This window comes from Mesorhizobium sp. P3_A9 (assembly GCF_056402975.1).
The window spans coordinates 1-14,616 of sequence record NZ_JBFUGJ010000143.1 but is presented as its reverse complement, the minus strand read 5'-3'; the positions used below and the strand labels follow the sequence as shown (position 1 = coordinate 14,616).

Genomic DNA, 14,616 nt, shown 5'->3' with positions numbered 1-14,616 from the left:
AGGTTGATCAAAGGTGGTTGCCATGTTCGGTCAGGCCGGGTGGGTGATCGCAGCTTACGACGCAATTCATCAAGCTCTCGCTTCATGCCCCTGATAACGTCTCGCGTGCCGTAGACCGCGCCGAAGTCCTGCGAAGCTCGTCCAGCCGGCGCRTGAATTTGGTGACGCATTTCGCGGCGATCCGCTCCGAACCAAGCGCGATTCGACAACAAATTAGAAAAAGCGCATATTCGTTAAATGATGGGGGGACGTCATGCGCTTTTGTCTTGGGACAGCGGTAGTATCTGCCATATTATTATCGGGATGCTCGGCCGATTATTTGAACCATTACGATGGCGTCACTTTGGCCGCTGGAGACGCCAACCACGCCAATTTGCTGATGCAGACGGTCGACCCATTCAACCCAAACAGTCAGAACACCCACATTGAAGGCGATGGAGCTCGATCGGTGGCCGTAGTGCAACAATTGCGCGGTGGCTCCGTATCAAAGCCTTACGCTGGCAATTGCGAAACTCCAAGTGACACGGCGAAGGACGGTTCAAATTGCGGTGGAAGGGCGGCCAGCGTTAAGCCAGGGGGAGCAATGTGACTTACCCGCCTCGCAGCACCCGCCAGATGTCGTGCCAATAGGCCGTGACCAGTGACGCCAGAGCCGCCGCTGCCATACCGTGACGCCCAGGGCGCCCAAAACCACTAGCTTCCAGCGCGTCACCTCTGGTCAATGCTCTTTCAGGGTTAGTACGAAAAAAGCAGCCCACCGGCCGGAGCCGATGGGGTGACTGAAATGATGCAGAGGAGATTCAGGCGGTGCGCAGCACCTTCAAGATCGCCACCAGTAGACAATGAAGCCGACAACCGCCCCGCCGAGTGCCGTGCCGGCGATGCCGGCCACGAACAGCGCGCCGACGCCTCGCTGCTTCCATTCCTTTACCTCGTCTGTGACGTCTTTGCTATCGGCGACGTCAGCCTTCATCGTCTCGACGTTCGTTTTGAGATCGCCGAAATCATGCACCAGGTCGTCGACCCGCTTGTGGATGGAGGCTCGATGTTCGTCAGCTCGTCYGGTGCTGTCGGTAAAGTCACGCCGCAGCGCTGCCACCTCAGACCGGAGACTGCCGATTGCCTCCGAAATCTCGTCGAGCTTTGACGTCATTTCACCAGCGCCTTGATCGTGAGAGCCTTGGCGTGGTCGAGGCGCTTGCAGTCGCCGAGTGCCGCCCGATCCTTCACCCAGAGCAGGATTGCTTGGTCATAGGGGATGAAGGTGTGGGGAACGTCGACGACGCCTTGGCATTCTTGCGTGACGCTTGGATCGACGTGGATCGCCGGCTTTGGCGCCAAGCTATCGACCGATGGCATCGAGCCGTGCTGACACCCCTGCAGAGATGCCATCAGGCTTACAGCCAGAAGGATTTTTCGGATCGGGCGGTGCATTGTCTTCGTCCTTCTGGGCGAACCGGCTCGGCAATGCGGCCGGCGTCGATATGCTGTTTGTCGATATAGGCTTGGGCCGCGGCGTCGATGTCTTGCTCGCCGGTCGTTGTGTCGGCCGCTTGGGCGATGCCAGCGAGCAATGCCACGCTCGCGCTAACCTATTCCGGCCAGTTCGACCGCACCGCCGCCGACAACAGCGCCAAGCACCCGCAACTGGGGGTGAGGCGCGACCCAGAAAGTTCGAAAAGCTTCCAAGAACCTCAGGCAAATTGGACGCCGCAGGACATTAAGGGTCACGGACATTGCAGCGAACGTTCGCATTGGAACGGTTAATCTCATCGGCAAAAGAGCGTCCGAATAGGGCTCTCGGCGGCTCCGTCGTGAGAACGAAAAAAGAAGAGAAGCAGAACTTTCGTGTGCGATTTTTGCACACGGCATCATGTAACTATCTGATATTACTCATCTATCTATCCCATCCATCATCGCCACGGGTCGCGATTTTCGACCGCACGGCATCGAACGCAACTTGCTCACGCTGCATGCCGGCGATAGCAAAAGAACGCGCCCTCAATGTGGGTCTTGCGATGTAGCGGTCTCCCGCTACCAACCCCCGACGGCAGAGAGCCTTTCCCATTTGCACGCCGCAGCCGCCGATTGTGGCCCGAGCCGAACGCAGGCCTTCACTGCACCAGAAAGGTCCGCCTACGCATAGGGCATGCTACATTCATGGCCTTGCAGAAAGGCGAATCTGTGAGGCGATATTCGCCCACGCTTCAGCCAATCACCGTGCAACGGATTGAGCGAGCGCTCGACCGCGTGGCCGAGATCATCGTGGCGCGCGGCGAACAAGGCGAGACATGGCTACCGTTGTACGACTATCTTGAACGTGCTCTGCAAGATTGCCAAGCAAAGGAGGGACGCCTTGTCGCAGCCCATGAGCGCGTTAAACGATTGAGGGGTCAAACGGCAGTACGATCTTCATGAGTTCTTCCTGCCACATTTTCATGTCGCCGCCTTCGCCGTATTTCGGACGGTCGATGGTGTGGCCCATCAGCATGCGCCGGAGTTCCTCATCCAGCCTGGCGTTCTTCATGCGGTCTTCAAACGAATGCCGAAGAGAATAGACAGTGTGCTTTTCGGTCGGGAACAGTTTGTGGTTCTCGAAGTGCTTGTTGAGCAGGGCTGATAGCGACGCCTCGCGATCTTTGTATCTCGGAAAGCCATTAGGATGCGTCTTGAACACCTCAAGCGCGACACCGACCAGAGGCACCTTACGCACCGATGAGGCTGTCTTGATCTCACGTGGGTCGTCAGGATCTTCGCGCGGCTCGACCGAAATGTGAGGCACCTCGTGGTCGAGATGGATAACGCCGGCGTGCAAGTTCGCAAGTTCGCTCGGCCGGGCCCCCGTCTCCACGAAGGCGAGCAGGATGCCTCGCGCCTCATCGTTGAGCGCCGCGAGTGCACCAGGCACGAGGATCCTGTCGCGAATCCAGTCGGTCGGGAACGGTGGGCGACTGCGTTTCGACTTGTCGCTGAATGAGAGATCGGCGAATGGATTCTTCTGTTCGGGTGAACCGAGATGACGATAGTAGTCGCCGTAGAGGGTTCGCAGGTTCCCCATATTTCGGTTGCCGGTCGACGCCGAACGGTCTGCTTTGCCCTTAACGGGCGCAATTCGATCCAACCAATATTTATGGACCTCACGCGCGTCATCGCGGGTGATCTCTCCCATTCGCTTGTTGCCGACAAGCGTGATGAAAACATCGACGCTCATTTGGCGTTTTGCCTTCCATCGCTTCTTCTGATCAGCACTTTTGGTGCGGAGTTCGTCGCGGACGATTTCGTCAAAAAAGAGCTTCAGCGCTTCCGATATTTTGTCGTCAGGATGAGACACGGCACCAGTAACCGCGTCGACCACGGGAGAGTTGGTAGGATTTCCGATCGTGGCCTCGACCCGCTGTAGAACGGTATCCAGCGGCTCGGCGACGAAGATTTCGGCGAGCGGCCGATAGACGAATCCTAGCGCCTCTGCGCGTTTGATAGCGCGCTGGTAACGGATGCGCGCGGCATCTGAATCTTCCCCCAACATTAGAGACGACCATAGCGCGTTGTCGGCAGCTTCGTGGAGATCGCGTGACGTACGCGCCTTCAGCCGGTCGGTCGTGTCCAAAGCACGGCGTACGAAAGCACCGCGACCATCGAGCTCTCGTAGCTCCGTTGGGACTCGTCGGTAGTAGTGAAAGCGATCGCCCCTCTGTTGCAGAAAGCGATCAGGATCATGCTCTTCGCGTCGCCTTCCCATGTCTTTAAGACACCTTTTGTATCACAATAAGTAACACAATAGGTATCACAAAAGGCCAATATGGCGCAACCGTCAAGTCAGGTAGCGCCAATTTCTGCAGTAGAATCAATAACTTGCAGGAGGAGCCGATGGTACCGTTGGCTGGGATCGAACCAGCGACCTCCGGATCCACAATCCGGCGCTCTAACCATCTGAGCTACAACGGCACATTTGCCTGAGCGGGTCGAGGTGGAAAGTCTCCGCGATCCGCTCTGTCGTTCGGCGATGCGTCCTTACGGGCTTATGGATTCTAATTCAAGGCTTTTGCAAAGCAAAGACCACTTCCCCACATCTCGCCCCAGCAGCGCTGGTTTCGCCGGGCAAAGAAAAAGGCCGGCGGGAGGAGGTGCCGGCCTTTTCCTGTTACGAGCCAGCGGGAGGAGGTGCTGGCTGGTCACCCCGGGGAGCAGAGGGAGGAGGTTCCACTCGCCGGGTATTCCTTGATGGCTACCATCATACGCCTGATCGTTTTTAAGAAAATGCGACCTTTTGTTGCATCTTCAGATCATGCGTAAATGTTAGGCAGCCTTGATGTCCTTCACTGCCTTCTCGAAGGCGGTCTTGATCGGCTTGGAGACGTCTTCGGCGGCCTTGGAGGCAACAGCCTGGAAGTCCTTGGCCTGCTCGACGGTCGACTCGATACGCTTGCGCAGGAAGGAGGTCTGCAGCTCGACGACTTCCGACAGCGACTTGGCGCCGATCAGGGCTTCGAGATGCGAGAAGCCGGCTTCGGCATTGGCGCGCAGCGCCGCGATGGTCTTGAGCGACAGGTCGCTGGAAACAGTCTTGGCGGTCTCGTAGGTCGACTCCAGAGCCTTCTGGGTCTCCTCGGCGCCGGTCTTCAGCTTGGCATAGGCCTCTTTCGACTGCTCAACGCCCTTTTCGGCGAAAGCGCGCATCTGGTCGGTGGCCTTGGAAGCGTCAAAGCTCGGGAATTCAACGTTTTCGATCGTGTCGGCGGTCTTGGTCCTGGACATCTTTCCATCCTTTTCAGCGGCAGCGGCTTTGACAGAAAGCCGTCTCGTTCAGTTATGATGGCAATATAAAGGCAATTTTTGTGCATTGCAATATCTTTGTTGCACTGCACCATAAATTTCTTTCAGGSCGTTAACCAAAMGCCCAGAWWCCRRSCGYTGCACGTTMTGGCTTGTGGACCTTCGCGCCKCAGGCTTTTATTAACAAAGCGTTAACTGCAAATTTCGCCGCTCCGTCAGGATTCGCCAAGCGCATGCCGTCCGAATATTCCTTCCTCGACGTCGCCGTGCTSGACGCGGTCCGCCAGCGGTTTGCCGCCGGCGACGCGCTCGCCATCCTGTCGGTGGACCTGGAGCAGGTGATCTGGGCCAATGGGCCCGGCGCCGCCGTGTTCGGCTACCCCGACATCGAAGCCATCATCGGCGCCTCCGCACAGTTGCCGCTGATCGCCCGCCGCCAGATCATGGCGACCAGTGGCTTTCCCGAAATCGGCAATGATCGTGGGATTACCGTCAGGTTGGCGACCGGGATGACCAGCCGGACCATCGGCTTTCAGGCAAGTGCGGTGACGCTGCCCGACGGCGAAAAGGCGATCATGCTGGCGGTGCCGGCGGCGCAGACAGGCTCGCGCAGTGCTGCCGAAATCGCCAGCCGGGCGATCAGCGGCTTCACCGAAGACGGCCATTTCATCGCCTTCATCGATGCCGGGGGCAATATCGAGGCCGCCTCGGAGGGATTTTCGGCGCTCGGCATCCAGCCCGCGACGCTGGCCGCCCTGGTGGCCGACGTGGCTGCCGAGGACGAGCGCATCGTCAAGCGCCTGGTTCCGGGCGGCAACACCTCCTACCCGGCCGGCCTCGCCCGGCTGACACCGGAACGGCATCTGCTGGTGGTGATCGACGAGGATCAGCTCGAGGACAACGCGTCTGCAGCAGAGGCCTCGGCCGACGAGCCCCCCGCAGCAACGGAAAGCCTAGCCACCGAGATTGGCGGCGCAACAGCGGCAGCGGAAAGCGCCGCGGCAGAATCCGATCCTCACCAGGACAATCAGCCGACGGCGGATGCTTGGCGGACAGAGGCGATCGAGCCGTCCCCCGCCACTCCCGAGCCAGCCATTGCCGAGCCAGTCACTGTCGAGCCAGCCACAGCCGAAATTGAGCAGCCTGCCCTCTCCGAGCCCGTGGCAGAAGATATGCCGGAACAGGCAGTGCAAGAGATTGAGGAGCCGGCCGGGCCGACATCGGTTGCCGCCGACAACGATCAGCCGGCGGCGGGCGGCACGCCGGCACAGCACGATCATTGGTACTTCAATGCCGGCGGGGATGACGCGCGGCTCGCGCCTGCTACACCGGAATCTGAAAACGGGGCCGAAGCGATCGGCACCGAGACTTCGGCGGACAGCGCGGAGCCGGACAAGGCCACCTCCCCGTCCACACCGACCGCAACCCCAGCCCGGACGATAGACCGCTCGGCGGCGCCGCTTCGCTTCGTCTGGCGCACCGATGCCGAAGGCAAGTTCAGCGCTCTGTCGCCGGAATTCGCCGATATCGTCGGCAAGCCGGCCGCCGACGTGATCGGCCGGCGCTTCAGGGATGTCGCGGCGATCTTCGGCCTTGATGCGTCCGGCGAGATCGCCGGCCTGCTGGAGCGGCGCGACACCTGGTCCGGCCGCTCCGTGCTGTGGCCTGTCGTCGGCACCGACCTGAAGATCCCCGTCGACCTGGCGGCCTTGCCTGTCTATGGCCGCAGCCGCGCCTTCGAAGGTTTTCGCGGATTCGGCGTCGCCCGCCCCAGTGACGCGGTCGTCGATCCGGAAGCGATCGGCATGGCCCTGGTGCCCAATGGCGAGGCGCCAGTGGCGGCGTCCGTACCGGAAGCCGTCGAACCTCCCGCTGAAGCGCCGAAGGCCGAGGAGCCAAACGCGTCAGATCCGTTCAAGGGCGAGGTGCCGGCGCTGACCATCGTGCCGAAACAAGAGCGGCGCTTTGCCGACAAGGTCATCCGGCTGGCCGAACACCGGCAGCCGGCCAACGACAAGGGGCTGTCGACGCTGGAACGCAGCGCCTTCCGTGAGATCGGCGAGCGGCTGAAGAGGGACAGTGCGCCGGCCGAGCCGCCGGAAGCCGACAAGCCCGGCATCGAACGCCCGACGCAACCGGCAGTCGAGACACCGGCCGAGCCCGCGGCGGAAACAGCAGCGGAGGTCCCGGCCGCCAAGACGGAAACTCCGATCGAATCCGCTGGCGAGGTTGCCTCGACGCCTGACGCTGCCCCGGATCATGAACCGACAGAGGCCGGCGAAATCTCCGCGACAGAGCCAGAGAACGACGCGGTGCTGGCCGAACCATCCGAGACCGAAGTCGATGGAGAACACGAGGCGGATTTAGCACGGCTCGATGGCGCCCATCCGGACGACGTGGTTCACGAGGCGCATGCCGACGCGCCGTCCGGTGCGACAGGCTCGCTGCTCAGCTACGCCGACCACAACGACGAGCCCAGCCCTGTCGCGGACAATGACGAGCCAACAGCCTCTGAACCGGTCGCCGCGGAACCGGAAAGTGCCGAGCCCGCCGCGATTAAGGATGAACCGGCGGTTGCGGGCGCCGGACATGTCGCAGCCGACGACGACAGCATGACGTCGGCCGATTTTCGCGATGCCGAGGACAATGAGGATTGGACCGACGGCGCTGAAGATGCAGCGGTTGATGATCAGACCGTAGAGCATGCCGGGCCATCGGCAATCTCCGAAGGCCAAGCCATTACGCCAGCCACCGAGACTGCCGGTGCACAAGTTGCAGCCGAGATCCAGCGTCCACGCCTGCAGGTACCGCCGCTCAAGACCGAGGGGTTCGTGCCCTCCGCCTTTTCCGTTGGCGATGAAAGCAAGGTCCCCGATACCTCGCTGCTCGGCAAGCTGCCGGTGCCGCTGCTCATCCATTCGGGCGACCAGCTGCACTATGCCAACGAGGAATTCCTCGACCTGACCGGCTACGACACGCTGGAGGATCTCGAGGATTCCGGCGGCCTGGGCGCGCTGTTTGCCGATCCCTATGCCGATGACGGCGCTTCCGACGGCAGCGACCGGTCGCTGCGGCTGAAGACGCGTGATGGTCAGGAATTCCCGATCGACGCCATCCTGCGCTCCGTTCCCTGGCGCGACGGCAAGGCGCTGATGCTGGTCGTGCGCCGTTCCGGCGAGGATGACACGCCTGCGGCCCTGCACGCGGTCGGCGAGGAGCCGACACAGCCCGACATTTCCGAGCTCAAGGCACGCATCGCCGAGATGCGCACCATCATCGACACCGCCACAGACGGCGTCGTGCTGATCGGCAGCGACGGCACCATTCGCTCGATCAGCCGCCCGGCCGAAGCGCTGTTCGGTTTCGACAGCGACGAGGTGACCGGCAAGCCATTCGCCTCGCTGTTTGCCATCGAAAGCCAACGCGCGGCGCGCGACTATCTCACCGGCCTGTCCGAGCCCGGCGTGGCAAGCGTCATGAATGACGGCCGCGAGGTGATCGGCCGCGAAGCGCAGGGGCGCTTCATACCCCTGTTCATGACCATCGGCCGGCTGCCCAATGAGAGCGGCTTCTGCGCCGTCGTGCGCGACATCACGCAGTGGAAGCGAGCAGAAGAGGATTTGACGCAGGCACGCGCGGTGGCTGAGCGGGCGTCCTCGCAGAAAACCGATTTCCTCGCCCGCATCAGCCACGAGATCCGCACGCCGCTCAACGCCATCATCGGCTTTTCCGAATTGATGGTCGACGAGAAGTTCGGGCCGGTCGCCAACGACCGCTACCGCGACTATCTGCGCGACATCAACCGCTCGGGCAACCATGTGCTCGATCTGGTCAACGACTTGCTCGACATCTCGAAGATCGAGGCCGGCCAGCAGGAGATGGCCTACGAGGCGGTGTCGCTCAACGACACGCTGGCCGAGACCGTGGCGATGATGCAGCCGCAGGCCAACCGCGAACGCGTCATCATCCGCTCCAGCTTCGCCTCGCGGCTGCCGGAAGTTGTGGCCGACCTGCGCTCGGTGCGCCAGATCGCGCTCAACATCCTGTCGAACGCCATCCGCTACACCCAGGCCGGCGGCCAGGTGATTGTCTCGACCGCCTATGAGACCTCTGGGGACGTCGTCATGCGGGTGCGCGACACCGGCATCGGCATGAGCCAGGCCGAGATCGAGCAGGCGCTGAAGCCGTTCAAGCAGATCAACGCCTTGAAGCGCGGGCGTGGCGACGGCACCGGCCTTGGCCTGCCGCTGACCAAGGCGATGGTGGAAGCAAACCGCGCCCGCTTCACCATCAATTCGACGCCCGGCGAAGGCACGCTGGTGGAGGTCGCGTTTCCATCGACCCGCGTGCTCGCGGAATAGGTGACCGCCTCCTCGACAGCCTTCCGCTACCCCATTCCGCTAAAAGAAAAGGCGCCCAAAGGACGCCTTAAGAGATGGGATTGCTGTCACAACGGGGGCTTGAGCGAATTCAGATCCTCCGGGGGCTGAGGAACGGGATTTCTCCCTCAAGTTACATGCGACTATCGGGGCCGGCCCTTAACAAGTCCTTACCGGCTCGTCGAAAAATTTACGAATGTGTACCACTCGTGAAATCTAGGTAAATTCTACCGACATATTTTGTTAACCACGCCGGTTGGGGTCAGTCGGCGAGTTGCGGCAGATTCCTGAACAGCTCAAGTGCTTCCGGGTTGGCGAGCGCTTCCTTGTTCTTGATGGCGCGGCCATGCACGACGTCGCGCACSGCRAGYTCGGTGATCTTGCCCGATTTGGTGCGYGGRATGTCKRWCACSGCGACGATCTTTGCCGGCACGTGACGSGGGCTSGCSCCRGTGCGKATTTTCGMCCGGATGCGYTTTTCCAGATCKKCRTCSAGCKKCACGCCGGCGGCCARCCGCACGAACAGCACGACSCGSACGTCATTGTCGAAATCCTGGCCGATGCACAGCGCTTCCAGRATYTCSGGCATCTGYTCGACCTGGTTGTAGATCTCCGCCGTGCCGATGCGCACGCCGCCCGGRTTGAGCGTSGCGTCGGAGCGGCCATGRATGATCAKGCCGCCATGSGCGGTCCATTCGGCGAARTCGCCATGRCACCAGACATTGTCGAARCGCTCGAAATAGGCCGCSYTGTAYTTCTTGCCKTCRGGGTCGTTCCAGAAGCCGATCGGCATCGMSGGRAACGCCTTKGYGCAGACCAGTTCGCCCTTCTCCTGGCGGATCGATTTGCCGTCATCGTCCCAGACATCAACGGCRAGGCCGAGGCCCGGCCCCTGGATCTCGCCGGTCCAGACCGGCAGGGTCGGCACGCCGAGCACGAAGCAGGAGACGATGTCGGTGCCGCCGGAGACCGAGGCAAGATGCACGTCCTGCTTGATGCCGTCATAGACGAAGCGGAAATCCTCGGGCGACAGCGGCGACCCGGTGGAGGAGATCGCCCGCACGGTGGACAGATCATGCGTGCGGATCGGCTTGAGRCYGGCTTTGCGCACGGAATCGATGAACTTGGCCGAGGTGCCGAAGAARKTCATCTTCTCRGCATCGGCGAARTYGAACAGCACRTTGCCGTCGGGATAGAAGGGCGAGCCATCGTAAAGCAGCAGCGTCGCCCCTGAAGCSAGGCCMGACACCAGCCAGTTCCACATCATCCAGCCGCAGGTGGTGAAGTAGAAGAAACGGTCGCCTTCGACGAGCCCGGCATGCAGCCGGTGTTCCTTGACATGCTGGATCAGCGTGCCGCCGGCCGAATGGACGATGCATTTGGGAATGCCGGTCGTKCCKGACGARAACAGGATGTAGAGYGGATGCGMGAACGGCAGCCGCTCGAAGCTGACCGGTTTTACGGCGAAGGGCACCAGCGCCGCTTCCATCGCCACGGCCTTGTCGATGGTTGCGGCCACGTCGGCCGATGTGCCGAGATAATCGACAAGCAGAACCTTGCGAACACTGCCGAGCTTGGCCGCGACCGCCGCAACCTTGTCGGCGACCTCGATCGCCTTGCCATTGTACCAATAGCCGTCGGGCGCGATGAAAATTACGGGTTCGATCTGGCCGAACCSGTCGAGCACGCCCTGCTCGCCGAAATCGGGAGAGCAGGACGACCACACCGCGCCGATCGAGGCCGCGGCCAGCATGGCGGCGACGGTCTCCGGCATGTTGGGCATCATCGCGGCAATGCGGTCGCCCTTCTTGACCTTGAGCGACAGGAAAAGCTGCTGCAGGCGCGAGACCAAGCCATGCAGCTGGTTCCAGGACAGCCGCCGCTCGACCTTATCCTCGCCGCGAAAGACGATCGCCTCGCCAGCGCCGGTCTTCTTCAACAGGTTCTCGGCGAAATTCAGCGACGCATCGGGGAAGAAGGAAGCGCCGGGCATCTTGTCGCCATCGGCGAGAATGGTCTCGCCCTTGTCGCCCACGACACCGCAGAAGTCCCACACCAGGCTCCAGAAACCCTCGCGATCCTCGATGGACCAGCGGTGAAGGTCGACATAGGAGGAGAAGGACGCGCCGGCCTTGGCTGAAGCAGCCTTCATGAAAGCGGTCAATGGCGAAGCGTCAATCTGGTCTTGCGACGGGGTCCAGAGCGGTACTTCGGCAGCCATGATCGATCCTCCCACGGTCGTCATCGCTTATGCATATCGCAGCGCAGCAGAGCAAGATTTTGTTGGGCCGAAGCGGCCAGGTGTGCGCAAATGCCATCGCCGGGCCATAAAGACTTGAAATGCCTCAGTCCTAAGTCGTAGTGACGACTGGGGTTTACACATTTCGGGCGATTAATCGGAACGGAAGCATATAGGGCGAGATGCCATCATCCTTGATCCGGCGTGGAGTATGGGCGATCGGCGCTGCCGTGATCGTCATCGCTCTGGTGGTCGCCACGCTGCCGCTGATCGCCTCGACGCGCATCGTGCGCGACCGTATCGCCTGGGAAATGAGCGCCTGGAGCGGCTTCCGGGTCGCCATCGATGGTTCGCCGCGCATCGAGGTCTGGCCGAAATTCCGCGCGATCCTGACCGATGTGACACTGTCGAAGTGGACCGACGCCGACGCGCCGCCGGTCGTCGAAGCCGAACGGGTCGAGATCGACCTCTCGGCCATGGCGGCATTACAGGGCGATGTGGCGTTTTCCACGGCGCGGCTGGTACGGCCGACGATCCGGGTCCAGCGCACGGTGGATGGCCTGTTTCTGCCCACGGCACCGACCGGAGGCCGCATCGCGCGCTCCATCGACACGGCGCGCGGCGTGGTCAATGCCGATCCCGCCAAACCCGACCTCGACAAGCTGCCGACAGACGCCTTCGGCACGGTTGAGTTCAGGGACGGCCGGATGGTGGCTTCCGTCGACGGCAAGGACGTCGAAATCCTGAGCAGCCTCAGCGGCCAGGCGAGCTGGGCGGCGATGAACAGCAATGCGACGCTGTCGGCAACCGGAATCTGGCGCGGCGAAAGTGTGACCGTCGAAGCCGCCTCGCCCAAGCCGCTGGTGCTGTTTGCAGGCGGCATGGCGCCGCTTACTTTGTCCTTCAAGGCCGCGCCCGCCACCTTTTCCTTCGACGGCACGGCCAGCATGTCCGAGAACGCCTACTACGACGGCCAGGTGAAGTTCGCGGCCCCCTCGCTACGCCGCGTTCTGGAATGGTCGCAGGTTGGCATCGCACCGAGCGCAGCGATCGGCTCCGTCAGCATTTCGAGCAAGGTCACGGCATCGGCCGGACGCATCAAGTTCGAGAACACCGCGCTGGCGCTCGACAACAACCCAGGCATGGGCGCGCTGGACCTGTCGCTTGGCGACGCCCAGCCGGTGATCTCGGGCACGCTCGCTTTCGACACGCTCGACCTCAGGTCRTTYCTSTCCGCCTTCACGCCGCTGGGGCCGGCGAGCGGGGCTGGGCCAGGGGACGTCGAGGCCAGTTTCGCCGACCGGGTCAATCTCGATCTCAGGCTGTCGGCGGCGCATGCCACGGCCGGCGCCATCCAGCTTGCCGATGTCGCCGCCACCGCCCAGGTCAAGGATGGTCTTTCCGTCTTCGATATCTCCGATGCCTCGGCCTTTGGCGGCAATATCCAGACCAGCCTTCGTTTCGACCGCAAGCCCGAGGGCACCCAGGTTGAGATCAGGCTGCTTGCTTCCGATGTCGATGGCGGCGCGTTCGCCACGGCAGCCGGCATGACCCGGCTGGTGCCGGTCGGCACGGGCACCGTTTCGGTCATCCTCAAGGGGCCGGGCAGGACCTGGGATTCGATCTTTGAAAATGCCGACGGTTCGGTCTCGGCGACCTTCGGCCCCGGCGCGCTGAGCAAGTTCAACCTGCCGGCTTTTCTCAAGCATACCGAACAGGGCGGCTTCTTCGCGCTCGACGATGTCTCGGACGGCACGCTGCCGATCGACGGCGCCGAAGTGAAGGCGACCATTTCGAGAGGCGTGGCGAGGCTGGACAAGGCCGAGGCCAATTCGGCGAAATACAAGATCTGGCTTTCCGGCATCGCCTCCTATGCGGGGCGCGGGCTGGCACTGTCCGGCGGCGTCATCCAGCCGGACCAGGCCGCGACACAGAAGACCGGCCAACAAGGGCCCAACCAGTCGTCCTTCTTCGTCGGTGGAACGTGGAACACGCCGTTCATTTCCCCGATAAGCCGCGGCGTTTCGGGCGAATAGTCGCGCGCTTTTACCCTCGGGCCAGGCCGTTCAGTTGCCCGAAAACCGGCTTCCACTTTTCGAGATCATGCTCACCCGCGCTGTGCCGCCTGTTCGTCGAGCTGGCGTTGCACCTCGCGCCGCTTGTTGGCGATCGAAGCGATGATGACGCCGACCGCGACCACGGCGATCAGGATGGTGCAGGCGGCGTTGATCTCCGGCGTCACGCCGAGACGAACCTGGCTGTAGATTTTCATCGGCAGCGTCGTGGCGCCCGGGCCGGAGGTGAAGCTGGCGATGACCAGATCGTCGAGCGACAGCGTGAAGGCCAGCATCCATCCGGACACGATCGCCGGCAGGATGACCGGCAGGGTGATCTGGAAGAAGGTTTTGGCCGGCGTTGCGCCGAGATCCATCGCCGCCTCCTCCAGCGACCGGTCGAAAGACACCAGGCGCGATTGCACGACGACCGCCACGAAGCACATTGTCAGCGTGATGTGGGCGAGCGTCACCGTGAAGAAGCCGCGGTCGAGACCGACGGCAACGAAGAGCAGCAGCAGCGACAGGCCGGTGATGACTTCCGGCATGACGAGCGGCGCGAAGACCATGCCGGAAAACAGCACCCTGCCCCGGAACCGCGTGTAGCGTGTCAAGGTGAGTGCCGCCAGCGTGCCGAGCACGGTCGCCACCGTCGCCGAAATGACGCCGACGCGCGCCGTGACCCAGGTGGCGTCCATCAGGCCCTGATTGTGGAACAGTGACACATACCATTTGGTCGAGAAGCCGCCCCAGACGGTGACGAGCTTGGATTCGTTGAAGGAGAAAACGATGAGCAGCACGATCGGCAGGTACAGGAAGGCAAAGCCAAGCACGATCGAGGTGACGTTGAAGCGGCTCCAGGTGGTGTTCATTTGTCCTGCTCCTGCGCCTTGGCCTGCGCCTGCTGAAAGAGCATGATCGGCACGGTGAGCAACAGCAGCAGGATGACGGCGACGGCCGACGACACCGGCCAGTCACGGTTGGCGAAGAACTCGTTCCACAACGTCTTGCCGATCATCAGCGTGGACGAGCCGCCGAGCAGATCGGGGATGACGAACTCGCCGACGGCCGGGATGAACACCAGCAGGCAGCCGGCAATGACGCCCGGCAGCGACAGCGGGAAGGTGATCTTCCAGAAGGCTGCGGTCGGCGGGCAACCGAGGTCCTTGGC

At 62.2% G+C, this 14,616-nt stretch carries 10 protein-coding genes and 1 tRNA gene; 2 read left to right on the top strand and 9 right to left on the bottom strand.

From position 1 onward, the window contains the following. Positions 1-820 precede the first annotated feature (820 nt). The 6 genes from AC1DX0_RS19480 to AC1DX0_RS19455 form a co-directional block, all read right to left on the bottom strand. A complete protein-coding gene (locus tag AC1DX0_RS19480; RefSeq protein WP_477356480.1) occupies positions 821-1,153 on the bottom strand; it encodes a DUF1515 family protein in 333 nt (110 codons plus the stop codon). Continuing rightward, a complete protein-coding gene (locus AC1DX0_RS19475) occupies positions 1,150-1,392 on the bottom strand; it encodes a hypothetical protein (protein ID WP_477356478.1) in 243 nt (80 codons plus the stop codon). The genes AC1DX0_RS19480 and AC1DX0_RS19475 overlap by 4 nt, the downstream gene beginning before the upstream one ends. 5 nt (positions 1,393-1,397) lie before the next feature. Beyond that, positions 1,398-1,580, bottom strand: a complete 183-nt coding sequence (locus AC1DX0_RS19470; protein ID WP_477223981.1) for a hypothetical protein — start codon at positions 1,578-1,580, stop codon at positions 1,398-1,400. A 797-nt stretch (positions 1,581-2,377) separates the two neighbouring features. Then, positions 2,378-3,739, bottom strand: coding sequence for a DUF6538 domain-containing protein (locus AC1DX0_RS19465; RefSeq protein WP_477356476.1), 1,362 nt, complete (start codon positions 3,737-3,739; stop codon positions 2,378-2,380). 129 nt (positions 3,740-3,868) lie between these two features. Beyond that, positions 3,869-3,945, bottom strand: a tRNA-His gene (locus AC1DX0_RS19460). A gap of 351 nt (positions 3,946-4,296) precedes the next feature. Continuing rightward, positions 4,297-4,755: a phasin gene (locus AC1DX0_RS19455; RefSeq protein WP_477223983.1), complete on the bottom strand. Its 459-nt coding sequence runs from the start codon at positions 4,753-4,755 to the stop codon at positions 4,297-4,299. Positions 4,756-5,006: 251 nt separating this feature from the next. Here AC1DX0_RS19455 and AC1DX0_RS19450 point away from each other — a divergent pair, with 251 nt between their 5' ends. Next, positions 5,007-9,134 carry a PAS domain S-box protein gene (locus AC1DX0_RS19450; RefSeq protein ID WP_477223984.1) on the top strand — a complete coding sequence of 1,376 codons (4,128 nt, stop codon included), beginning with the start codon at positions 5,007-5,009 and terminating at the stop codon, positions 9,132-9,134. 280 nt (positions 9,135-9,414) lie between these two features. On the opposite strand, the gene AC1DX0_RS19445 is transcribed toward AC1DX0_RS19450, so the two are convergent. Beyond that, positions 9,415-11,373 (bottom strand): acetoacetate--CoA ligase, encoded by a 1,959-nt coding sequence (locus AC1DX0_RS19445; RefSeq protein ID WP_477356474.1) that lies wholly within the window; start codon positions 11,371-11,373, stop codon positions 9,415-9,417. Positions 11,374-11,573: 200 nt separating this feature from the next. On the opposite strand from AC1DX0_RS19445, the gene AC1DX0_RS19440 reads away from it, so the two are divergent. Further along, positions 11,574-13,427, top strand: coding sequence for an AsmA family protein (locus AC1DX0_RS19440; protein ID WP_477223986.1), 1,854 nt, complete (start codon positions 11,574-11,576; stop codon positions 13,425-13,427). 71 nt (positions 13,428-13,498) lie between these two features. On the opposite strand, the gene AC1DX0_RS19435 is transcribed toward AC1DX0_RS19440, so the two are convergent. Together AC1DX0_RS19435 and AC1DX0_RS19430 are read right to left on the bottom strand one after the other, a co-directional pair. Further along, a complete protein-coding gene (locus AC1DX0_RS19435) occupies positions 13,499-14,317 on the bottom strand; it encodes an ABC transporter permease (RefSeq protein WP_032928764.1) in 819 nt (272 codons plus the stop codon). Then, the coding region (locus tag AC1DX0_RS19430) for an ABC transporter permease (protein WP_477356472.1) at positions 14,314-14,616 on the bottom strand (303 nt) is incomplete at its 5' end. The genes AC1DX0_RS19430 and AC1DX0_RS19435, both read right to left, overlap by 4 nt.